Origin of the sequence: Streptococcus porci DSM 23759 (assembly GCF_000423765.1) — a bacterium.
GTDB lineage: Bacteria > Bacillota > Bacilli > Lactobacillales > Streptococcaceae > Streptococcus > Streptococcus porci.
This window is the reverse complement of the sequence record NZ_KE384089.1, coordinates 154,619-175,489: the sequence shown is the minus strand read 5'-3', so window position 1 is coordinate 175,489 and position 20,871 is coordinate 154,619. Positions and strand designations below refer to the sequence as shown.

The window sequence follows — 20,871 nt, the reverse complement described above, 5'->3', positions numbered from 1 at the left end:
AAATGTCCCCCTTGATAATATAGTGTTACTAGGTTACAAAGCACCGACTGAAAGGAGATACTTTACAAGCGAAGTAATGAGTAGAAATCTCCATCCTTTTTTCCTTACAGCCGCCTTTTCGGGACTTAATAACCCTAGTATTCTAACATATTCCGTTCATTTTTACCATTAAATTTATTCTATAAAATGCTGTCCAAGAGCTTTTTTGTGCTATACTAGACTTATGAAAACCTACGAAAAAATTTTTGAGGCCCTCTACGAGAAAAAGGAGTTTATGACCGGTGAAATGCTGGCACAATCCTTGCAAGTATCTCGCACAGCTATTTGGAAAGCAATTAAAACTCTGGAGGAACAAGGGGTTTCTATCGAGACCTGTAAAGGAAAAGGCTATCGTTGGCTATCGGGCGACCTCCTTATTCCTGACAAGATTACACAAAAAACAGGGCTTCCGGTAACTTTTATGCAAAGTAGCGCTTCTACCCAGTTAGATGCAAAGCAGGGAATGGATAGGGGTAATTCCTCACCTCGTCTCTATCTGGCAGGAAATCAGACAGCTGCTCGTGGTCGCATGGGGCGGCAGTTTTTCGCTGAGAAAGATGGAGGCATTTACATGAGCCTTCATATCAAGCCAAACGTCTCCTTTGATAATCTTCCGACCTATACCATCATGGTTGCCAGCGCTACAGTTCGTGCTATTCACCGTCTGACTGGCAAAGATTGCGACATCAAGTGGGTCAATGATATCTATCTAGATGGCAAGAAAATTGTCGGTATCTTGACCGAGGCGGTTTCCTCAATAGAGACAGGTACCATCACTGATGTCATCATTGGCGTAGGAATCAATTTTCATCTAAAAAATATCCCAGATGAGCTGTCACTCAAGGTCGGTAGTCTGTTTTCAGAGGAAAATCCTAACATCACGCGCAACGAATTGATTAGCGAAATTTGGCAGATTTTCTCCACCGTTCCCGAGCAAGATCTCTATAAAGTTTATCGTGATAAATCCTTAGTCCTAGACAGACATGTCACCTTTACTCAAAATGGCGAAGATTACTCTGGAATTGCTCAGGACATCACACCAACTGGTGGACTTCTGGTAGAGCTAGATAAGGGTGGACTCATGGAAATTTCCAGCGGTGAAGTTAGTTTGACTTCTTGGTAAGCTAAGAAAGTGATGAAAAATTGACATTCTTCTCAATTTTTCATCACTTTCCCCTTTTCAGGTAGTCACCAAAAACAGCCTATCCCCAGACTTTGATTGATGTAAGCTGACTACCGTCAACTTATAAGCCCCGCTTCAAAAGGTCCCACAGGTCATTACACTTGATTAGGAAGGGCCATCCATTATATTACAAGGGTTGATGATGGCTTTCAATCAACTGCTGCGCTAAAGCGCTTATCTGCAATAATGTCAAAAGGTTAGGATTTTTATCCTAGTCTTTTCTAATCTTCTAAAATCTCCACCTTAGTTGCCAAGTATGAAAATTCTTCTGGTAAAGCTGGCGTCTCATCCGTCTCTTCAACTTGCTCAATGCGCTGTGCCTTCATTTTTTGGGCAAATTCGCTCCTAATATCGTTGAAATCCTGACGTGGTACTGCCATAATTTGTGGTGAAAAACCAGCAGCCTTGCTCATAATGTTGCCAAAGATAGCATTGAGATTTTCACGCTTCATAACTTGCTCGGCATTAAAGGCTGCGTCAAAAGCTAAGATGGCGTTTTCTGAGTTGGCTAATACAGGTTCAGAACCTAAAAGGAGCGCCCTATCCTGAGCTGAGATGGAGTCTAAAATCTCATTCCAAGCTCCTTTTAGTGCCTCCAGATATTCTCTAGAGCGTTGGCTATCTGCTACTGTTTCTTCCATAATGGTCACGATTTTCACCCTATCCACTTTGAAAGCGACAGCACTTTTCTTACTTTGCGATTTTGGAACAATGGCAGAGCTAGGAGCGGATGCCCCTTGAGCCACTTGTTTTTTCAGCTCTGCGATTTCAGATCGTAACTGGCTGAGCTCCGCTTCTAGGTTTTCAAAAATGTCCAACTGAGCAGCTTGGCTTGCTTGCCCCAAGCGAATGGTCATCATCTCTGCATAAATCTTAGGGTGAGTACCTGTCTTAATCTCAGGCAAACTTGTCGTCACCGTGTCAATCATGGTAAAAATTTGACTCTGAGGGATGGACAGATTTTCAGAGAAAGCCACTGTTTGGCGGGCTACCGTGCCACCTGTCTGCACAATAAGCAAATCACGCAGATAAGTCAGTAAATCTGTGGCAAAACGGCTCATGGACTTACCGTTGTTAAAGAGCGTTTCAAGATTTTCAAGGGCAGCCGTCACCTGATGTTGGCGGATGTTTGAGACATAAGTATCTAGCGCCACTAGACCAATGGAGCCTGTAATTTCCTCTGCAACAGCAACCGTCACTTGATTATCTGGAGCCAAGCTAAGCGCCTGATCCAAAATTGACAGGGCATCACGCATACCACCTTCAGCACGTCTAGCAATGATAACCAGGGCATCCTCATCAAAAGCAATGCCTTCAGTCCTTAAAATACTCGCTAAATGCCCCTGAATGGCCACCTGTTTGATCGATTTAAATTCAAAGCGTTGCACACGTGATAAGATTGTGGCGGGAATCTTGTGCAACTCCGTCGTTGCCAAAATGAAAACCACATTTTCAGTTGGTTCTTCCAAAGTTTTCAATAGGGCGTTGAAAGCTCCTGTTGAAAGCATGTGGACCTCATCAATGATATAAACCTTGTATGTGGCACGGCTAGGTGCATACGTTGATTTATCCCGAATCTCGCGGATTTCATCAACGCCGTTATTTGAGGCTGCGTCAATTTCAATCACATCCTCAAGGCTACCATTAGTGATGTCACGGCAAATATCACAGTCATTACAAGGCTCGCCGTCTACTTGATTAGGACAGTTCATGGCCTTTGCAAAGATTTTTGCCGCCGAGGTCTTACCCGTTCCGCGAGGTCCAGAAAAAAGATAAGCATGACTGATTTTACCAGAAGCGACAGCTTGTTTCAAAGTGGTTGAAATCACTTCCTGACCGACCATCTCATCAAAGGCTTGGCTGCGGTATTTTCGATAAAGAGCTTGGTACATTAGCTTTCTACTCCAAACATGTCAAAGTTAAAAATGGTTTTTTCAAGCAAAATTGCCACAAATTTTTCTAGATAATCTTTATCAATAGCATCATAGTCCGCTATCAAACGTGAATCTAAATCAAGCACACCAACTAACTGTTCGTTTTTAACCATAGGGATAACAATTTCAGACATTGCTGCGCTGTCACAAGAAATGTAGTTGGCATGTTTGGTCACATCGTCAACAATCATCGTTTGGCGCTTCTGAGCTGATTCACCGCAGACACCTTTTCCAAGTGCGATATGAACACAGGAAACGCCACCCTGAAATGGTCCTAAAATTAATTCTTTACCATTGTATAGATAAAATCCTGTAAAAACTGAATTTGGCAAGATTCCATTCAACATAGCCGAAGCATTTGATAGATTTGCTAATGCATTCGTCTCATTTGCAAAAAGTCCCTGAGCTTGCATTAACAATAATTCATAATTTTCAATTTTTTGCTTATTTTCCATAGGAATATTATAGCACATGCTAGCTGAATTTTCTTCACAGAAAAAACAGAAGTCGCCCACCCCAAAACACAAAAAAAGCCTACTGCATAACGTAGAAACGTTGATACAATAGGCTTTTTCACGTTAAATTATTTTACAGCGTCTTTAAGTGCTTTACCAGCTTTGAATGCTGGAACTTTTGAAGCTGCGATAGTGATTTCTTCACCAGTTTGTGGGTTACGACCTGTACGAGCTGCGCGTTCGCGAACTTCGAAGTTACCAAAACCAATAAGCTGAACTTTTTCACCAGCTGCAAGGTATTCTGAAACTGCTGCAAAGACAGCGTCTACTGCTGCTGCTGAATCTTTTTTAGTCAACGAAGTGCTTTCCGCAACTTTTGCAATCAAATCTTGTTTGTTAGCCATGTTAACAAATCCTCCAATTTTTTTTGAGCACATTGCTCTAACAGTGTTTATCATAACTTAAAAACGCTTCATAGTCAAGTTTTACGAGTCTTTTCCCAAAATTTCAAGGGAATTTAAGCCATTTTAAGAAATTTGGGTGCCATCAAACAAATCAATGCTCTAAAGTAAAATCCGATGAAACCACTATATATGGTAGTTTCTGAAAAATGTCCGTACTATATTTTGTGTTAGGCTAGGATTTTAAAGTTGCATTTTCTGTAGATTTTGGTATGCTAGTAAAGTATCAATCTAAGGAGAAAAGAAATGGCAAAAATTACTGTTTACTCAAAACATAACTGTATGCAATGCAATATGACAAAGAAATTTTTGGAAAAAGCTGGTGCTGATTTTGAAGAAATCAACATTGACGAACAACCCGAAAAAATCGATTATGTGAAATCTCTAGGCTTTACAGCAGCTCCAGTTATCGAAGCAGGTGATCTTGTCTTCTCAGGTTTCCAGCCTGCAAAATTGAAAGAAATCGTATAATCTTCACTATAGAAAAGGAACATCACAATGTCATTGAAAGATTTAGGCGACGTTTCCTACTTCCGCCTCAATAATGAAATCAACCGACCAGTCAACGGTCAAATTCCTCTCCACAAAGATAAAGAAGCACTTGATTCCTTCTTCAAAGAAAATGTGAATCCAAACACCATGACTTTCGATAGTATGATGGATAAAATTAGCTATTTGATTGAGCATGACTACATTGAGACAGACTTCATTGCTAAATATTCACCAGATTTTATTGAAAGACTAGCACGGGACTTGAAAAAGGAAAACTTCCGCTTCAAGTCTTTCATGGCGGCTTACAAATTTTATCAGCAGTATGCCCTGAAAGATAATGCTGGGGAGTTCTACCTAGAGTCTATCGAAGATCGCGTTATGTTTAACGCACTCTATTTTGCGGACGGCAATGAAGAATTAGCTCACGATTTAGCGATGGAAATGATTCACCAGCGCTATCAGCCTGCGACCCCATCATTCCTCAATGCTGGACGCAGTCGTCGCGGAGAATTAGTATCTTGTTTCCTAATTCAAGTGACTGACGATATGAACTCTATTGGACGCTCCATTAACTCTGCTTTGCAACTATCCCGTATTGGTGGTGGTGTAGGAATTTCACTCAATAACCTACGTGAAGCTGGTGCTCCAATCAAAGGCTACGCTGGTGCTGCTTCAGGAGTCGTTCCTGTTATGAAGCTTTTTGAGGACAGCTTTTCTTACTCAAACCAACTTGGTCAGCGTCAAGGAGCAGGTGTGGTTTACCTCAATGTCTTCCACCCAGATATTATTGCTTTTCTTTCTACCAAAAAAGAAAATGCTGATGAAAAAGTTCGTGTCAAAACTCTCTCTCTGGGCGTAACTGTTCCTGATAAATTCTATGAGCTTGCGCGTAACAACCAAGACATGTACCTTTTCAGCCCTTACACAGTTGAAAAAGAATACGGTATTCCTTTCAACTATATTGATATCACTGAAATGTACGACGAATTGGTTGCCAACCCCAATATTACCAAGACTAAAATCAAAGCTCGTGATTTGGAAACTGAAATTTCAAAACTCCAGCAAGAATCTGGCTATCCTTACATCGTCAACATTGATACAGCTAACCGTGCCAATCCAATTGATGGTAAAATCATCATGTCAAACTTGTGTTCAGAAATTCTTCAAATTCAAACCACAAGCGAGATTAACGACGCTCAAGAATTTCTCAAAATGGGCATGGACATCTCATGCAACCTTGGATCAACCAACGTAATCAATATGATGACATCCCCTGACTTTGGAAAGTCCATCAGAACCATGACACGTGCTCTAACTTTTGTCACTGATTCATCAAGTATTGATGCTGTTCCAACTGTCAAATACGGTAACTCTCAGGCTCATACCTTTGGTCTTGGTGCCATGGGACTTCACTCTTACTTGGCCGTTAACCACATTGAGTACGGCTCACCTGAGTCTATTGAATTTACCGATATTTACTTCATGCTCATGAATTATTGGACCTTAGTAGAGTCAAACAATATAGCTCGTGAACGTGGCGTTTCTTTTGCTAATTTTGACAAGTCAGCTTATGCAAACGGCTCTTATTTTGATAAATATGTGACTGGTCAATTTGCGCCTAAGTCTGACTTAGTAAAAGAGCTTTTCAAAGACCATTTCATTCCGACTGGTGAAGACTGGGCTGCTCTTCGTGAATTAGTCAAGGAGCACGGCCTTTATCATCAAAATCGCTTAGCAGTTGCGCCAAACGGCTCTATCTCTTATATCAATGACTGCTCTGCTTCTATCCATCCGATTACCCAACGTATTGAGGAACGACAAGAAAAGAAAATCGGTAAGATCTACTACCCAGCTTACGGGCTATCTACTGATACAATCCCATATTATACTTCGGCTTACGACATGGATATGCGCAAGATGATTGATGTCTATGCTGCTGCTACCGAACATGTGGATCAGGGACTTTCGATGACCCTCTTCCTGCGCAGCGAATTACCAAAAGAGCTCTACGAATGGAAGACGGAAAGTAAACAAACGACTCGAGACCTCTCCATCCTCCGCAACTATGCTTATAATAAAGGCATCAAATCGATTTACTACGTTCGTACCTATACCGATGACGGTGAGGAAGTGGGTTCTAATCAGTGTGAGAGTTGTGTCATCTGATTTTTTCACAAAGTAAAATAGTTTTTAATGCCATCATTTAGGAAATTATCATGCTTGGTCTTGATAAAACAAAACGAAAAAATGAGAATAAAAACGATTTAAATCAATAGCTATTGACGGATGACGCCACGGCAATCCTGAAGCTGGAAAATATCTAGTAAACAAACGAAAGAAGTCATTATGCAAACTTACTACAACGCTATTAACTGGAACGAAATCGAAGATGTGATTGACAAGTCAACCTGGGAAAAGCTGACCGAACAATTTTGGCTAGATACTCGTATTCCCCTGTCAAATGACTTGGATGACTGGAGAAAGCTGAGCGCTGCAGAGAAAGACTTAGTTGGAAAGGTTTTTGGAGGCTTGACCCTTCTTGATACCATGCAATCTGAATCTGGTATCGAAGCTATCCGCGCAGATGTTCGCACGCCACATGAAGAGGCTGTTTTGAATAACATCCAATTCATGGAATCTGTCCATGCAAAATCCTACTCATCAATCTTCTCAACTCTCAACACTAAAAAAGAAATCGAAGACATCTTTGAGTGGACAAACACCAACGAATTTTTGCAGAAAAAAGCTCAAATCATCAATGAAATCTACAAAAATGGTGATGCTCTACAGAAAAAAGTTGCTTCAACCTATCTTGAAACCTTCCTCTTCTACTCTGGTTTCTTCACACCACTCTATTATCTTGGAAACAACAAACTTGCCAACGTAGCTGAGATTATCAAGCTTATCATACGCGATGAGTCTGTTCATGGAACTTACATTGGTTACAAATTCCAACTTGGTTTTAACGAATTATCGGAAGAAAAACAACTCGAGTTTCGTGAGTGGATGTACGACTTACTTTATGAACTTTACGAAAATGAGGAAAACTACACGCACTCCCTCTACGACTCTGTTGGTTGGACCGAGGAAGTCTTGACCTTCCTTCGCTACAATGCCAATAAGGCTCTGATGAACTTAGGTCAAGACCCACTCTTTCCAGACACAGCCGATGATGTTAATCCAATCGTTATGAACGGAATCTCAACTGGTACTTCTAACCATGATTTCTTCTCACAGGTCGGTAACGGTTACCTTCTTGGTACTGTTGAAGCCATGCAGGATGATGATTACAACTACGGACTTTAATACAAGATGTACACCAATTTATTAATTGGTGTTTTTTTAGGATAACATAGAGTAAAAAAGAATTTGAGACGAACGTTTAATCTCAAATATAAAAAGCGAACAAAACTGGTTTTCTGAGCTTTTCTGATGCTCGGAATCCAGCATTGTTCACTTTTTATGTTTAATTATCAGAGTTACTGATGAAAAATCACATGAATCAAAATCATTTGTCCCAGCTTCCTTTGTGTCATCAGAAATAAATTTTACTTTTCATCTTCATCCATTGAAAGAACAGACAAGAAGGCTTCTTGGGGAACTTCAACAGAACCAATAGCTTTCATACGCTTCTTACCAGCTTTTTGTTTTTCAAGTAATTTACGCTTACGGGAAACGTCTCCACCATAACATTTAGCCAGAACATTTTTACGTAGGGCCTTGATGTCTGTACGCGCCACAATCTTGTGCCCAATAGCCGCCTGAATAGGTACCTCAAATTGCTGACGGGGGATTATTTTCTTCAATTTATCAACAATTAACTTACCGCGTTCATAAGCAAAGTCTTTATGAACAATAAAGCTAAGCGCATCAACCTTATCTCCATTGAGGAGGATATCCATTTTCACCAATCGAGAGGCACGATATTCTGAAATTTCATAGTCAAAAGAAGCATAGCCACGGGTTGAAGACTTGAGTTTGTCAAAGAAATCAAAGACAATTTCAGCCAATGGAATCTGGTAAATAACATTGACACGATTATCGTCAATGTAGTCCATAGTCACAAAGTCTCCACGCTTGCGCTGGGCGAGCTCCATGACCGCACCCACATACTCTTGTGGTACCATGATTTGTGCCTTGACATAAGGCTCTTCAATAGCAGAGATACGAGTTGGATCTGGAAATTCAGACGGGTTAGAAACACTGATTTCCTCACCATCAGTCGTTTGAACGTTATAAACAACGGACGGCGCTGTCATGATTAAATCAATATTAAACTCACGCTCCAAGCGCTCTTGGATAACATCCATGTGAAGAAGTCCCAAGAAACCACAGCGGAAACCAAAGCCTAGAGCTTGTGAGGTTTCTGGTTCAAATTGCAAACTGGCATCGTTGAGCTGGAGTTTCTCCAAAGCCTCACGGAGATCATTGTACTTATTGGATTCGATTGGGTAAAGCCCCGCAAACACCATAGGATTCATCTGTTTGTAGCCAGAGAGAGCCTGATCAGCTGGAGTATCAGCAAGCGTCACCGTATCACCAACACGAGTATCAGCAACCGTCTTGATAGAAGCCGCAATATAACCAACATCACCCGTAGCAAGATAATCACGACCAATAGCCTTAGGTGTAAAAATACCAACCTCTGTCACATCAAATGTCTTGCCATTAGACATCATCTGAATCTTATCTCCAGGCTTAACCATGCCATTAACAATACGAACTTGTAAGATAACCCCACGATAAGGATCATAAACTGAGTCAAAAATTAGAGCTTGAAGCGGTGCTTCCACGTTACCAGTTGGTGCGGGTACTTTTTCAACAATCTGCTCCAAAATTTCCTCAATACCGATACCTGCCTTGGCTGATGCTGGAACAGCTTCCGAAGCATCTAAACCAATGACATCTTCGATTTCAGCACGAACGCGCTCAGGATCAGCTGCAGGCAAATCAATTTTATTGATAACAGGTAAAATTTCCAAGTCATTATCAAGTGCTAAATAAACATTAGCAAGAGTCTGCGCTTCAATACCTTGAGCCGCATCAACAACTAAAATAGCACCTTCACAGGCTGCCAAAGAACGAGACACCTCATATGTAAAGTCAACGTGCCCCGGAGTGTCAATCAGGTGGAAAATATAGCTTTCTCCATCTTTAGCCGTATAGTTGAGCTGTACTGCGTTAAGCTTGATAGTAATCCCACGCTCACGTTCTAAGTCCATAGAATCCAACAGCTGCGCCTGCATTTCACGACTGGAAACAGTCTCAGTTTTTTCCAAAATCCGATCAGCTAGAGTTGATTTGCCATGGTCAATATGGGCAATAATGGAGAAGTTACGAATCTTCTCCTGACGTTTTTTTAATTCTTCGATAGTAGGCATTTTTCTTAATCTTTCCAAAAGAGCTTTGCTCTTATTATACCAAAAAAGAGCCTGAGACAAAAGTCTCTGACTCCCATTTGTTACTTTCACACCTTAAACGATGCGAGTCTCTGTCACTTTCTTCTGCGTTTGCCTTTCTTTTGATCAGCTTTTTGACCATAGCTACCGTAATTACCGTAAGCCCCATATGAATCTAGTTGGCTATCAACCTTATTTAAGATAATACCAAGAAAAGCAGCGCCGCTTTGTTCCATTTGCTCCTTAGCTTTTTGAACAAACTTGCGCTTAATAGCTCCTGCCTCGGTCACGATGATAGTCCCGTCACATTTTTGAGCAATGATAGCCGCATCGATAACAAGACCAATCGGTGGTGTATCGATAATAATGTAATCGTAGTACTCCTTAAGACTATCAACCATGCTTGTAAAATTACTATTTTGCAAGAGAGTTGTTGGATTTGGAGCTGTTTTTCCAGCAGGAATAATGGATAAATTAGGAACGTTAGTTTCACAAATAGCTTCCGATAGGTAGGCATTCCCTGATAAGTAACCAGTCAAGCCATTGACCTTGCCAGTCGCTTTAAAAGATCCTGACAAAACTGAATTTCGGGTATCTGCATCAATTAAAATGGTTTTAAAACCAGCATTTGCAAAAGATATTGCTAGGTTAGATGATGTGGTTGATTTCCCCTCGCCAGGTTGTACAGATGTGAGAGCAATGACACGGATGTCTTGACCACTGAATTGGATATTGGTACGAATGCTATTGTAGTATTCTTCAACTTGTGTATAAAGATCTTGTTTTGATTTTACTAATTCTAAGAGTGCCATAATCGCTCCTATTTCATCTTATTAATATCTGGAATAACACCAAGAAGGGTCATGTGAAGAACTTCTTCTACATCTTCTGCACGGTGTACGCGGTCATCCAGAACCTCTTTAACAAGGATAATAACGATTGCTAAAAATCCTCCCGCTAACAGTCCCAAAATTGCATTTCTTTTGAGATTTGGTGAGGACGGTGATGATGATGGCTCTGCTTCTTCAATCGTCTTAACATCCTCAACGTTAGTTACTTCTTTAACTTTTTCAGAAGCAACTTCTCGGTAAGTATTGGCTAATTGACTAGCAACTTCAGGATTTTCATCTGTCACTGTAATGGAAATGATACGAGTATTGACTGGAATATCAATACGCACTTTTGAACTCAATTCTGAGGGTGATAAATCAAGCTGTTCTCGTTCAATAATCGTTGAAAGAACAGTCTTAGAAGTAATAATCTCTTTGTAGTCTTTTACCAAATAATCTCCTGCCTGTAAATCTTGCGTAGAAATTTTTGTATCATCTGAAGCCTTGTTGATGACGTAGAGTTTTGTCAAAGATTCATACTTAGGTGTGATTAAGAAAATGCTACCAGCCAAAGTAGCCAAGGCAAAGACTAGAGCTGTGAAAATGATGGCAAATTTACGTAGCCAGAGTTTTTTCAAAAGATGTAATACATCAATTTCAAGTTGTGAATCGTTTTGGTTTTGCATGATTTCTCCTAAATAAATTGATTTGCTAATAAAGTAGCTGGGTTGTCATGGAAGAGTTGTTTAGCTTTTTTGGCACCAAACTTTTTTTCAACAAGAGCGTAGGCCTCTTGCATATAAGGTTTTCGACCTTCCAGATTATGCATATCACTAGCCACACAATGAACCAGATCCTCTTCCAAAAAATAAGCCGCGCGCTTTTTGAAAACCTTATACTTATCTCCAAAAAGCTTTGCCTTCAATAGGTGAGAACTATTAACTTGTGTGTAGCAACCCATATCAATCAACTCCTTGACACGCTCCTTGTGATTTTCCAAGGCATTGTAACGTTCGATATGTGCAACAAGAGGTGTAATCCCTACATTTAATAAGTCTTCTACAGCTCCGTGTATCGTTTTCCAAGGTGTCATCGAAGAAAATTCGACCAAAGCAAAACGCGTGCCGTTAAGAGTTGGTATCGTCTGGTTTTCAAGTTTTGAAACGATGTCCGTTGTAAAATAAATCTCTCCCCCATAAAGTAGGGTCATCTCTGGCAATAGCAATTCAACCTCGTCCTTTACAATAGCAAAGTGAGAAAGAATGGTTGCCTCTGGTGTTTCAAACATGCCCTTTCGGCGATGAGAGGTCGCAACAATGGTTCTAACCCCCTGGCGGTATGACTCCTTGATAAGGGCAAGGCTCTCTTCAAGAGTCGCAGGACCATCGTCAACACCAAAAATAATATGAGTGTGGATGTCAATCATTTTAATTTCCTTCCATCGTTGCTTTTATAGCCTCTTTTGCAGCCTCAAGACTAGCATTATCAATACTTAACATGTAAAGACTGGCATTAGGCATAGCGTAAGAAGGAAGCTCACCCGTTGAACCTGTACCTGTGATTGCTTGTGAAGTCACTTCGTACTTTTGCCCGGATTCCAACTGACCGTTAGCAAGAGTCATCATGGTTTCAAATGGCATATTAGTTTGGATAGAGTCTCCTAAGCCATTGATAATATCACTGTATTTAGCAATGGAGTCAAGGCTTGCTAATTTGTTAACGATTGCTGCGATAACCTTGGTCTGATTCTTCCCACGATCATTATCGCCATTTACTAGAGAGTAACGCTCACGGACAAAGGCAAGAGCCCGTTCTGAGTTAAGAGTTACTTCGCCAACTGGGAAATGTCCTTGACCGTTTGTGAATTCTTGATCATTTGTCACAGTAATCCCACCAATTAAGTCAATCAAATTTAAAAATGTGGTGAAGTTAATACGAGCATAGTAGTTAATGTCAATACCATAGAGATTTTCCAGGGTGTGAATGGAAGAGTCAACCCCGTAAATACCCGCATGGGTCAATTTGTCGTATTGATTGTTGCCACCATCTGCTATAGGTACATAGGAGTCACGAGGTGTGGTCGTCAATAAAATTTTATGCGTTGTGCGGTTAACTGTCATGATAATATTGACATCTGAGCGTGAAACGGATGAAATTGATCCGTAAGTATCAATCCCTGAGATATAGACGTTGAAACTATCTGAATCTAACTTTTGACTACTGCTATTTTGAACTTTTTTCTTAACGGTGAAGGTGTAAATAGCTTTCACCTTGCTATCAAAATCCTGATGTTCACTACTTAGCAGTTCTGCATAGGCTGAGTTCATGACCATGGCCTTTTCTTCGCCTGCTAGCAGACTTTCATAGGCTGTAGCATAAGACAGAGAGGTCTTCTCAGTCAGAGTGATTCCTTTATCTGTACTGATATGGCTAAGTAGAGCAGTGATATTATCTGCATCACTGGCAACTGGAGCTAGAACTGATTCTAACTCGGTCACATCTGTAATCGGACTATCCACTGGTACAAGGACACTCATCTCCACTTGGGACACGCGGGCAGTTGTGTTAAGCTTATTTGAAAAATCAAGGGCTGATTTAACAAAAAATAATCCCGTACACAAAACAATCACCATCAAGGTCAGAAATACAGTGACCAAAACTTTGCCTTTTTTCGATAAAATCCAAAAGAAAAAACCTAAAATAAAGACTCCTAAGATGATTGGAATGATAACATTGAGGCCGTTAAAGGCCAAAATGTTGTAGGTCAGCATAGCCACAAGAACTGTAGCAGATAGCAAAACGACTAGTAACCACAAGGTAAAATTGAGAACTCCCAATAGTCCATGTTTTGACGTGTGTTGAGGCCTTCTGCGGCGACTCCGTGAAGACATAATAATCCCCCATTTTATAACTTTTTCTCTTTATTATATCTAAATTTTCTTTATTTTACAAATACTTTACAGATATCTTTCATTAATTATTCACTTTTCTTAATATCTTCTTTCATTTCGTCAACATTAAATTTGGCAAAGAGGTATTTTCTGTCCTGAACAGGAAAACGCTGATCCAACTGATCGACTGGGCCAACTTCCACAATCCCTTCTTGGATAACAAAATCCATGACATGACCACCAAAACTATGGTCATCTGAAAGAAAGTGCAAGTGATAGCCAGCCACGCTAACACCGTGAAACATTTCTGGTGTCCAGATACCGACAATAGTTCCTGTCACTTCCTCTGCTTCATACTCAGGCTGGCTAATCGCCACCTCAGCAAATTTACGGTCACTTGTGGATTTAGGAATCATTCGGACATGCATACGGCTGAATATTCCATGAATTTTGATAGAACGAAAGAGATTTTCTCCATCGTAGTAGGACTCGATACGCTCCTCTAATTCCTTATCGGTCATCTCAAAACGTTGCTTGAAAATCACTTCTGCCTGATGCGGAACAACGGCTGCATAGGGCACCTTAACATGACCTGGAACTTCCACCACCTGAAGATTTCCATCTGTCGATTTAGCTTGATACGCTTTGCCGTCTAGGACGATAAGTTCTCCGTCAATGGAATCTAGAGTGCCAATCCCTAAATCCCCATGTTCGAGGAGCTCTGCTATGGTCAACGAGCCGTCATAAAGACCAGCCATGAGCGCTCCTAATGTGTTGTACTGAAAAAGTTTTATCGGTTCTGACACTAGAGTTCCTCCATAAAGGTCGCCATATTGATATCATCAGGTACCAACTTCAGGTATCGCTCTGCCATTTTTCTTGCCTCATCAGGATAAGCAAATTCTCGTAAAATATAGGCGTAATCCTGCAAAAATTCTGGATTTTCAGATAAGTCCACTGAAATTTCTTTGTAGAGTTCAAAGGCCTCTTCTTCTTGATCCAGCTCCTGATAAGCCTTAGCAATATTCCATTTAGTCAGAACCATTTCGATATCCTCTGAAAGCAGGGCTATCACTTCTTCGTACCGCTCGTCTTCAAGATAGAGAGTTGAAAGTCGTAGGAGAACTTCTTCCACATCCTCTGCCAAGTCTTTAGCCAATAAAAGATAGGACTCAGCAGCTTTTTTATCGTGTGTTTCATAGGAAAGTTGTGAAGCTAGCAGTAAAAGTTGACTGTCAAATTCATTTTTTGTCAACCCCTGCTGAACTAGACGTAGTCCTTCTTCTGCTCTATGATCAGCTTGTAGCGATAGGGCGTAGATATACTCATAGCCAGCAAAATCAGGGTTCATGGTATCTAATTGCTTAAAGTAGAGATTAGCCTTTTGGTATTCTCCTTGATCGTACAATATAACACCAAGTTCAAAAGCAGTGGCATCATCGTATTCAATTTCAAGAGCTTTTTCTAAGAACTCAATTGCGGCTTCAAATTTGCCAAGATTGGCGTAAGAACGACCAATGCGCTGGTAGGTTGAGATGCCAGTCATTTCCAACATCTCACGGTTATCGAGTTTGGCGTAGTAATCAATAGCAGTTTTGTCATTTTCTAATTCGTATTCTAATTCAGCCAGCCCAAAGATAACCAAGGGTTCGTCTGTCAATTCTGATGCAAGAAGGAGCTTGTCTCGGGCCACATCTGTTAGGCCTTCCATCTGGTAAAGGTCTGCCATAACTAAGAGGGCTGACAGATAATCCTCACTCTCTTCTGAGATAGCATCAAGGTAGAGAAAGGCTGATTCCAGATCACCATCTTCAGCCGCAATCTGCGCTAGGTTAATTGAGACTTCTGGATAAAGAGGTCTTATTTTTTCATATATGACCTTGGCTTGGTGTAAAAAACCAATGGATTCCAGATATTCTGCTAATCCTAAAAGGACATCCTCAGGATCACTTTCAAGAGCTTTTCGAAAATATTTTTCAGTGTGAGCTAGGTCCTGAGCCTCCAAGGAGGCTAACATCTTCTCACTATTTAACATGATTTTCTCCTTCGCTTTCTGTCTGCTCTGCGATTTCTTCATACAAACCACTCGCGTCCTTATACCAGTTAAAGAGTTCAGCTAGAACAACCTTTGCTGCGGCATAAACTGGAATACCAAGAAAGACTCCCCAGACACCAAAGGCTGAGCCCGAAATCAAGAGGATAAACATGATGGTTATAGGATGGATATTGAGTTTACTGCCCAGTACCAGTGGCGTCACAAAACGTCCCTCAATAGTTTGCTCAATAGTGAAAACCACAGCAACCTTAACCAGCATCAGAGGCCCGTCAACTAAAGCCAAAATGACAACCGGTACCATCGCTAAGAATGAACCTAGGTAGGGAATCATATTCAAAAATCCAGCTGTAATACCGAAAGTCACCGCATAAGGAAGACCAATTATCGTAAAGAGAATGGAGAACATAATGCCAACAACGATAGCCACTGTCACTTGTCCTTGAACGTAACCAGAAAGTTGCGCATTGACGTTATGTAGGATACGCGCAGTTGTTTCTCTCATCGGAGTTGGGAGAAATTTGACAAAGCCATCTTTCATGGTACTGCCGTCACGTAGTAAATAAAAGATGATAAAAGGCGAGATGATGATAGCAACCGTCACACGGGCGACAGTACCTGCAAAGTTTCCCGCCCAGTCAACAGCATTCTTCGAGAAGGTTTGAGCAAGTTCAAGTGCTTTGCCAGAAAAGTCTGTCACGAAACTTTCTAACTGTGGACGGAACTGTGCTAGACGATCATCTTTTAAGATTAGGGTCACCTGATTTTCAACGTCCGTAATATAGTTAGGGAGATTAGTGACAAAAGCCGTCAGCTGAGTCTCAATCATGGGCACTAGCGCAGCAATTGCCCAAATCAAAAAGAGAATAAGACCTAAAAAAACGATAAGGATGGCCCATAAACGACCAAGGCCTTTTGACTCCAGCCAATCCACTGCCGGCTTGAGAAGGTAGTAAACTAGGGCGGAAATCACCAAGGGCAGACTAATAACCGCTAGAAATGAAAAAATTGGCGTCAGCAGAGAGCTAATATGAGTAAAAACCCAGATGTTCAGAAAAACCAAAAGCATGACTAAAAGAACAGTCACACCTTGATTGTTTAAAAACCATCGGAAGAACCAACTTAGTGAAAATTTGTCGTCATCTTTCATAACCATTCTCCAAAGACTAATATTCTGCTACTATTATACCAAAAATTAAGCAAAAAAATCACCGATAAGGGTGACTTTCAGGCCTATAGAATAAAAGAAATTCAAAAATAGAACACTAAGCGTTGCTATTAGAGTAAACCAGTAGAAAACCCTCATACTAAAACCAGAGGTCTTGGATCCTTCATCTTCTTTGATGAGTTTCAACTCCTCTTTATAGTAAGGGAAGAAATAGTACATCAAGAGTAAACTTGCAGTGAAGTGTGAAATCATAAAAGCAACTTTTGGCAATATGCCCAGTTGTTCGAAATAAAACAACTCTATCATTCCCAGCCCATTTAAGGCGACTGCTCCATACAAATATCTTTCACCTACCACTTTCGTGCTCCCACTAAGCATAGCCATGACCTTAGCATCTCCCTTGATAAGTCCGTCCAGAGAAACTCCGTATAGGTCACTAAGTGCAACTAGGCTATAGATATCAGGAACTCGCCTATCATTTTCCCAGTTGGAAATGGTTTGACGACTGACCCCTATTTTCTCAGCCAACCGCTCCTGATTCAGTCCATTTTCTAAACGAAAGCTCCTTAATTTTTCTGAAATCATCTCAGGATATCCTTTCTTTTTGATGCTTTTATTATGGCAAAAAGCTGACACCTTGTCTGCCTACAAAGCTTGTCAAATCAGCATGTAAACAGATTTTGATATCAATTTTCATGAGGATAGAAGGTCACTTGCTTCTCGATCAACTTTTCATTTTCATAGGTCATTTTGGCAGAGAAAAAGGGAACATCATCTAAAATCCATTTGAACATTTCATAGTCACCTTCCCAAGTTGGTTTTGACAGCACTTGATCATAAGGTACCCATTCTAAAGTTCCCTCGGGACTATCTTCCATAACCTGGCCTTCAAACTTAGTCACCTTAAAGACATAGGTGTACCAATCATTACCAGGAGTAAACTCTGGGAAAGTAATGATGCCAGAAAAATCCATGTCAAGAACAGTTAGCCCAGTCTCTTCAAGAATTTCGCGCTTAGCACATTCTTCTGGTGTCTCCCCTTTTTCAAGTTTTCCACCCACAGAAATCCATTTCCCTTGATGCACGTCATTTGGCTTTTTATTCCGATGCAAGAGCAATAGCTCGCAGCCATTATCAATATAACAAATTGTTGCTAATTTCATATTTTCCTCGAATTTCAAAATCATTATCGTCTCTTATTATAGCAAAAGTTGCACAGTCAACCAAATTACTTTTAAAATACGCTAGTTTATGATTTAATAGCCTTATCAAAAAGAAAGAGGTTTCACTATGAATCCACAAGACCTATTTAACCAAGTTAAAGAAATGATTGAGAAGAAAGATTTCTCAGCTGCTATGAACTTTGTCAACGAACACAAAGACAATCTTGGCGAATATTTCGACCAAGCTAAACAGCTCATCGACGGCGCCCAAGGTGCTGACGGTATTCTCGATAAAGTCAAGGGACTTTTCGGTGGCAAGTAGCTCTAACAGATCGACAGTGTCGGTCTGTTTTCTTTTGATAAAAAAGAAAGTCAGGAAACTCCTAACTTTCATCTTTATTTTTCGTCAATAACCAAGCGGACTTTTTTACCTGATGTTGGTACCGAATAGACAATGGCTCTAATCGCTGTAATTGTGCGCCCTTTTTTACCGATAACACGACCGATATCTTGTGCGTCCAAATTAAGGTGATATTCCAAAAACTCTGGTGTATCTTCAATTTTAATAGTCAATTTATCTGGTTGTGAAATCAAGGGCTTCACAATAGCGATAATGAGATTTTCAATGGTATCCATAGGCTTTAGTCACTCGCTTAAATTATTTTGAGAATTTTTGTTCGTGGAATTTCTTCATAACACCTGCTTTTGAAAGGATGTTACGAACGGTATCTGAAGGTTGTGCACCTTTAGCCAACCAGTCAAGAACGCGATCTTCTTTAACTGTGATTTGGTTTTCTTCAACAAGTGGATTATAAGTACCAACTGTTTCAATGAAACGACCATCACGTGGTGCACGTGAGTCTGCAACGTTAATGCGGTAGAAAGGTTTCTTTTTAGAACCCATACGAGTCAAACGGATTTTTACTGCCATTTTAAGTGTTCTCTTTTCTTTATTGTAATTTTGTTTGGGCCAATAGCAGTGCTATTAACTTACTAAAATTAGTATACCACAAATATTTTGTCTGTCAAGAAAAAAACTTGACAGACTTACAAATTCTCTTGGAGCAGCTGCATCACTCGATCAAACAAGGAGGTTTGTTCCCTGATATCTCGTTCAACTTGCCTAACTTGGTCTGGATAGTCCGTAATGATACCATCAACAGCTTGGCGTAGAAAATGCTCCATACGCTCGGAGTCATTGATGGTCCAGACATAAACCTGCTTTTTCAACCAAGCTGCTTGGTAGGCTAAAGTTGGACGATAGGAGAAGTCTTCGATAACATAGAAATCAATCTTTTCTTCACCGAAAAAGCCGAATTGCAAAGGGATGACATAACCAGTCTCAATTTCTGGTTTTATCCTATTGATTTTTTCCATCAGTTTGACATCTAAAGACATGGCTTTATAGTCCAGCTCAACGAGTCCAAGTTTTTCAAATTTATCAATAAAGCGCTGGCCATAGTCAGCTGGTTCCTTGCCAGTTGGTTTTAATTCCACTAGGAGTTTGACCCCCAGTTCTTTAGCCCTAGCCACGTAGGTATCAAAAGAGACCAGCTGGCTGGTAAAGTTTCCCTGACTAATCTTAGTTCCTACTACTTCATTCAAAGTCGAACCAGAAATCGTTTGATTGAGACCTGCTAAACGTTTGAGGTTATCATCATGCGAAACCACAAACTCACCGTCTGCTGTCATGATGATATCCATCTCTACATAATCACTGCCATGTTTTGCAGCAGCTTCCAAGGCTTCAAGAGAATTTTCAACCCCGCCTGATACCATGCCACGATGAGCTATGATAAGCTTTTCATGATTGGATGGGAGGGTGTGAAGGCGCTGACTGGCAACAAAGCCTGTCCCCAGGCATGCTAGGATAGAAAGGACAGCTAGTCGTCTTTTTTCACTCAAAGTTGGCTGACTCTGTCTCTTTTCCAAACCCAAAGGACGCCCTAAACTATCGGCTATTAGGAGCTTGATTACTAGACTGGTTAGAAATATCAAAATCCAAGAGAGGGTTAGAAAGGGAATTTGGTAGACGAGACGGTTTCCCGCTGCATCAAGTTCCGTCATCAGGAGCATCAAGACTAACATCAGCAAGACTAGACCTAGAGTGGTAATGACACTAACTGCAATGATAGAAAAAGCTGTCGCTAGCATGCGCTTGTGACTAATCTTCCAGCTGGCTTTGATGCCATTGAGGAAAGTATCATCTTTAATGACCACATAGGGAATGGTAAACATGAGTCGCAAGTTCAGATAGAATATTACCAGATAAGTGCTATATAGGCCTAATTTACCAATCAAAGTCTTGCTTAACTCACCTGTAATAAAGTTTGGAATGGCGAGCTTTTGCGTCACAATGGTGGGTAAAACAAGCTGTAAGACAGGGATTGTGATTATCAGATAGAGTATAACAACTGGTAAATTCCACCCACCAAAAAGCCTCCAAATTTTTTTAGCATAATCCAGCGGTGAACTCCACTTGAAAAGTTGCTCTCCTTTGACAATCTGAAAAAGAAAGTAGAATTCCACATGCAATATAGCAATGGCTAAAAGACCGTAAAGGAAAAAAAGAGCTAGGCCGAAGGGGTTGGTAAAGAGCATTTTTATATTGCTGATAGTCACATTGGACTGGCCCAGAAGTACCAAGCTCCCATAAAAAGCTTCACGTAAGATCAACTGACCAAGGATGACTAGAGCCAGTTGCAAGAAGGCAGATTTTTGAATTTTAACCAAAGATAGACTTTTAAACAGAGTAATAATTTCTCTAAACATTCGTCACTTTCTAAAAATCCCCTGCAAAAGA

General features: G+C 40.6%; 21 protein-coding genes. 5 read left to right on the top strand and 16 right to left on the bottom strand.

What is annotated here, in order from left to right:
* The first annotated feature begins 223 nt into the window (after positions 1-223).
* On the top strand, positions 224-1,162 hold the full coding sequence (birA, locus tag G576_RS0110545) for a bifunctional biotin--[acetyl-CoA-carboxylase] ligase/biotin operon repressor BirA (RefSeq protein WP_027974573.1): 939 nt from the start codon (positions 224-226) through the stop codon (positions 1,160-1,162).
* 281 nt (positions 1,163-1,443) lie between these two features.
* On the opposite strand, the gene dnaX is transcribed toward birA, so the two are convergent.
* The 3 genes from dnaX to G576_RS0110525 all read right to left on the bottom strand — a co-directional run bounded on the left by dnaX (position 1,444) and on the right by G576_RS0110525 (position 4,015).
* The gene (gene dnaX, locus G576_RS0110540; RefSeq protein ID WP_027974572.1) at positions 1,444-3,114 is read right to left on the bottom strand and encodes a DNA polymerase III subunit gamma/tau; all 1,671 of its coding nucleotides are present in this window, start codon (positions 3,112-3,114) and stop codon (positions 1,444-1,446) included.
* Positions 3,114-3,611 carry a GAF domain-containing protein gene (locus G576_RS0110535; protein ID WP_027974571.1) on the bottom strand — a complete coding sequence of 166 codons (498 nt, stop codon included), beginning with the start codon at positions 3,609-3,611 and terminating at the stop codon, positions 3,114-3,116. Before G576_RS0110535 ends, dnaX begins: the two co-directional genes overlap by 1 nt.
* A gap of 128 nt (positions 3,612-3,739) precedes the next feature.
* Positions 3,740-4,015: an HU family DNA-binding protein gene (locus G576_RS0110525; RefSeq protein WP_027974570.1), complete on the bottom strand. Its 276-nt coding sequence runs from the start codon at positions 4,013-4,015 to the stop codon at positions 3,740-3,742.
* A 303-nt stretch (positions 4,016-4,318) separates the two neighbouring features.
* Here G576_RS0110525 and nrdH point away from each other — a divergent pair, with 303 nt between their 5' ends.
* The 3 genes from nrdH (at position 4,319) to nrdF (ending at position 7,870) form a co-directional block, all read left to right on the top strand.
* Entirely contained in the window at positions 4,319-4,543 is a 225-nt protein-coding gene (gene nrdH, locus G576_RS0110520) for a glutaredoxin-like protein NrdH (RefSeq protein WP_027974569.1), read from the top strand.
* Positions 4,544-4,570: 27 nt separating this feature from the next.
* Positions 4,571-6,730 (top strand): class 1b ribonucleoside-diphosphate reductase subunit alpha, encoded by a 2,160-nt coding sequence (nrdE, locus tag G576_RS12760; RefSeq protein WP_037618950.1) that lies wholly within the window; start codon positions 4,571-4,573, stop codon positions 6,728-6,730.
* A 180-nt stretch (positions 6,731-6,910) separates the two neighbouring features.
* Positions 6,911-7,870: a class 1b ribonucleoside-diphosphate reductase subunit beta gene (nrdF, locus tag G576_RS0110505; RefSeq protein WP_027974568.1), complete on the top strand. Its 960-nt coding sequence runs from the start codon at positions 6,911-6,913 to the stop codon at positions 7,868-7,870.
* A gap of 242 nt (positions 7,871-8,112) precedes the next feature.
* Here nrdF and lepA read toward each other — a convergent pair whose 3' ends face one another.
* From lepA to G576_RS0110455, 10 genes are all read right to left on the bottom strand, one after another.
* A complete protein-coding gene (gene lepA / locus G576_RS0110500) occupies positions 8,113-9,945 on the bottom strand; it encodes a translation elongation factor 4 (RefSeq protein WP_027974567.1) in 1,833 nt (610 codons plus the stop codon).
* Positions 9,946-10,058: 113 nt separating this feature from the next.
* On the bottom strand, positions 10,059-10,775 hold the full coding sequence (locus G576_RS0110495) for a tyrosine-protein kinase (protein WP_027974566.1): 717 nt from the start codon (positions 10,773-10,775) through the stop codon (positions 10,059-10,061).
* An 8-nt stretch (positions 10,776-10,783) separates the two neighbouring features.
* Positions 10,784-11,479: a Wzz/FepE/Etk N-terminal domain-containing protein gene (locus G576_RS0110490; RefSeq protein ID WP_027974565.1), complete on the bottom strand. Its 696-nt coding sequence runs from the start codon at positions 11,477-11,479 to the stop codon at positions 10,784-10,786.
* An 8-nt stretch (positions 11,480-11,487) separates the two neighbouring features.
* The gene (gene cps4B, locus G576_RS0110485) at positions 11,488-12,219 is read right to left on the bottom strand and encodes a capsular polysaccharide biosynthesis protein Cps4B (RefSeq protein ID WP_027974564.1); all 732 of its coding nucleotides are present in this window, start codon (positions 12,217-12,219) and stop codon (positions 11,488-11,490) included.
* 1 nt (position 12,220) lies between these two features.
* Positions 12,221-13,684 carry an LCP family glycopolymer transferase CpsA gene (cpsA, locus tag G576_RS0110480; protein WP_027974563.1) on the bottom strand — a complete coding sequence of 488 codons (1,464 nt, stop codon included), beginning with the start codon at positions 13,682-13,684 and terminating at the stop codon, positions 12,221-12,223.
* 86 nt (positions 13,685-13,770) lie between these two features.
* Positions 13,771-14,490 (bottom strand): acetolactate decarboxylase, encoded by a 720-nt coding sequence (gene budA, locus G576_RS0110475; protein ID WP_027974562.1) that lies wholly within the window; start codon positions 14,488-14,490, stop codon positions 13,771-13,773.
* Complete coding sequence (locus G576_RS0110470; RefSeq protein WP_027974561.1) at positions 14,490-15,719, bottom strand: tetratricopeptide repeat protein; 1,230 nt, start codon at positions 15,717-15,719, stop codon at positions 14,490-14,492. The genes budA and G576_RS0110470 overlap by 1 nt, the downstream gene beginning before the upstream one ends.
* The gene (locus G576_RS0110465) at positions 15,709-16,893 is read right to left on the bottom strand and encodes an AI-2E family transporter (RefSeq protein ID WP_027974560.1); all 1,185 of its coding nucleotides are present in this window, start codon (positions 16,891-16,893) and stop codon (positions 15,709-15,711) included. Before G576_RS0110465 ends, G576_RS0110470 begins: the two co-directional genes overlap by 11 nt.
* Before the next feature lie 39 nt (positions 16,894-16,932).
* Entirely contained in the window at positions 16,933-17,490 is a 558-nt protein-coding gene (locus G576_RS13050; RefSeq protein WP_051178101.1) for a helix-turn-helix domain-containing protein, read from the bottom strand.
* A 101-nt stretch (positions 17,491-17,591) separates the two neighbouring features.
* Entirely contained in the window at positions 17,592-18,092 is a 501-nt protein-coding gene (locus G576_RS0110455) for an NUDIX hydrolase (protein WP_425423383.1), read from the bottom strand.
* Positions 18,093-18,195: 103 nt separating this feature from the next.
* Here G576_RS0110455 and G576_RS0110450 point away from each other — a divergent pair, with 103 nt between their 5' ends.
* Positions 18,196-18,390 (top strand): hypothetical protein, encoded by a 195-nt coding sequence (locus G576_RS0110450; RefSeq protein WP_027974558.1) that lies wholly within the window; start codon positions 18,196-18,198, stop codon positions 18,388-18,390.
* A gap of 74 nt (positions 18,391-18,464) precedes the next feature.
* Here the strand turns inward: G576_RS0110450 and G576_RS0110445 are convergent, their stop codons facing one another.
* From G576_RS0110445 to G576_RS0110435, 3 genes are all read right to left on the bottom strand, one after another.
* Entirely contained in the window at positions 18,465-18,704 is a 240-nt protein-coding gene (locus G576_RS0110445) for a KH domain-containing protein (protein ID WP_027974557.1), read from the bottom strand.
* Positions 18,705-18,726: 22 nt separating this feature from the next.
* Positions 18,727-18,999, bottom strand: coding sequence for a 30S ribosomal protein S16 (rpsP, locus tag G576_RS0110440; protein WP_027974556.1), 273 nt, complete (start codon positions 18,997-18,999; stop codon positions 18,727-18,729).
* A gap of 116 nt (positions 19,000-19,115) precedes the next feature.
* The gene (locus G576_RS0110435; RefSeq protein ID WP_037618947.1) at positions 19,116-20,840 is read right to left on the bottom strand and encodes a glycerophosphodiester phosphodiesterase; all 1,725 of its coding nucleotides are present in this window, start codon (positions 20,838-20,840) and stop codon (positions 19,116-19,118) included.
* Positions 20,841-20,871 lie beyond the last annotated feature (31 nt).

Bases quoted from the DNA above. Each gene is read 5' to 3' on its own strand.
- birA (WP_027974573.1), top strand. From the start codon at position 224: ATGAAAACCTACGAAAAAATTTTTGAGGCCCTCTACGAGAAAAAGGAG.
- dnaX (WP_027974572.1), bottom strand. From the start codon at position 3,114: ATGTACCAAGCTCTTTATCGAAAATACCGCAGCCAAGCCTTTGATGAG.
- G576_RS0110535 (WP_027974571.1), bottom strand. From the start codon at position 3,611: ATGGAAAATAAGCAAAAAATTGAAAATTATGAATTATTGTTAATGCAA.
- G576_RS0110525 (WP_027974570.1), bottom strand. From the start codon at position 4,015: ATGGCTAACAAACAAGATTTGATTGCAAAAGTTGCGGAAAGCACTTCG.
- nrdH (WP_027974569.1), top strand. From the start codon at position 4,319: ATGGCAAAAATTACTGTTTACTCAAAACATAACTGTATGCAATGCAAT.
- nrdE (WP_037618950.1), top strand. From the start codon at position 4,571: ATGTCATTGAAAGATTTAGGCGACGTTTCCTACTTCCGCCTCAATAAT.
- nrdF (WP_027974568.1), top strand. From the start codon at position 6,911: ATGCAAACTTACTACAACGCTATTAACTGGAACGAAATCGAAGATGTG.
- lepA (WP_027974567.1), bottom strand. From the start codon at position 9,945: ATGCCTACTATCGAAGAATTAAAAAAACGTCAGGAGAAGATTCGTAAC.
- G576_RS0110495 (WP_027974566.1), bottom strand. From the start codon at position 10,775: ATGGCACTCTTAGAATTAGTAAAATCAAAACAAGATCTTTATACACAA.
- G576_RS0110490 (WP_027974565.1), bottom strand. From the start codon at position 11,479: ATGCAAAACCAAAACGATTCACAACTTGAAATTGATGTATTACATCTT.
- cps4B (WP_027974564.1), bottom strand. From the start codon at position 12,219: ATGATTGACATCCACACTCATATTATTTTTGGTGTTGACGATGGTCCT.
- cpsA (WP_027974563.1), bottom strand. From the start codon at position 13,684: ATGTCTTCACGGAGTCGCCGCAGAAGGCCTCAACACACGTCAAAACAT.
- G576_RS0110470 (WP_027974561.1), bottom strand. From the start codon at position 15,719: ATGTTAAATAGTGAGAAGATGTTAGCCTCCTTGGAGGCTCAGGACCTA.
- G576_RS0110465 (WP_027974560.1), bottom strand. From the start codon at position 16,893: ATGGTTATGAAAGATGACGACAAATTTTCACTAAGTTGGTTCTTCCGA.
- G576_RS13050 (WP_051178101.1), bottom strand. From the start codon at position 17,490: ATGATTTCAGAAAAATTAAGGAGCTTTCGTTTAGAAAATGGACTGAAT.
- G576_RS0110455 (WP_425423383.1), bottom strand. From the start codon at position 18,092: ATGATTTTGAAATTCGAGGAAAATATGAAATTAGCAACAATTTGTTAT.
- G576_RS0110450 (WP_027974558.1), top strand. From the start codon at position 18,196: ATGAATCCACAAGACCTATTTAACCAAGTTAAAGAAATGATTGAGAAG.
- G576_RS0110445 (WP_027974557.1), bottom strand. From the start codon at position 18,704: ATGGATACCATTGAAAATCTCATTATCGCTATTGTGAAGCCCTTGATT.
- rpsP (WP_027974556.1), bottom strand. From the start codon at position 18,999: ATGGCAGTAAAAATCCGTTTGACTCGTATGGGTTCTAAAAAGAAACCT.
- G576_RS0110435 (WP_037618947.1), bottom strand. From the start codon at position 20,840: ATGTTTAGAGAAATTATTACTCTGTTTAAAAGTCTATCTTTGGTTAAA.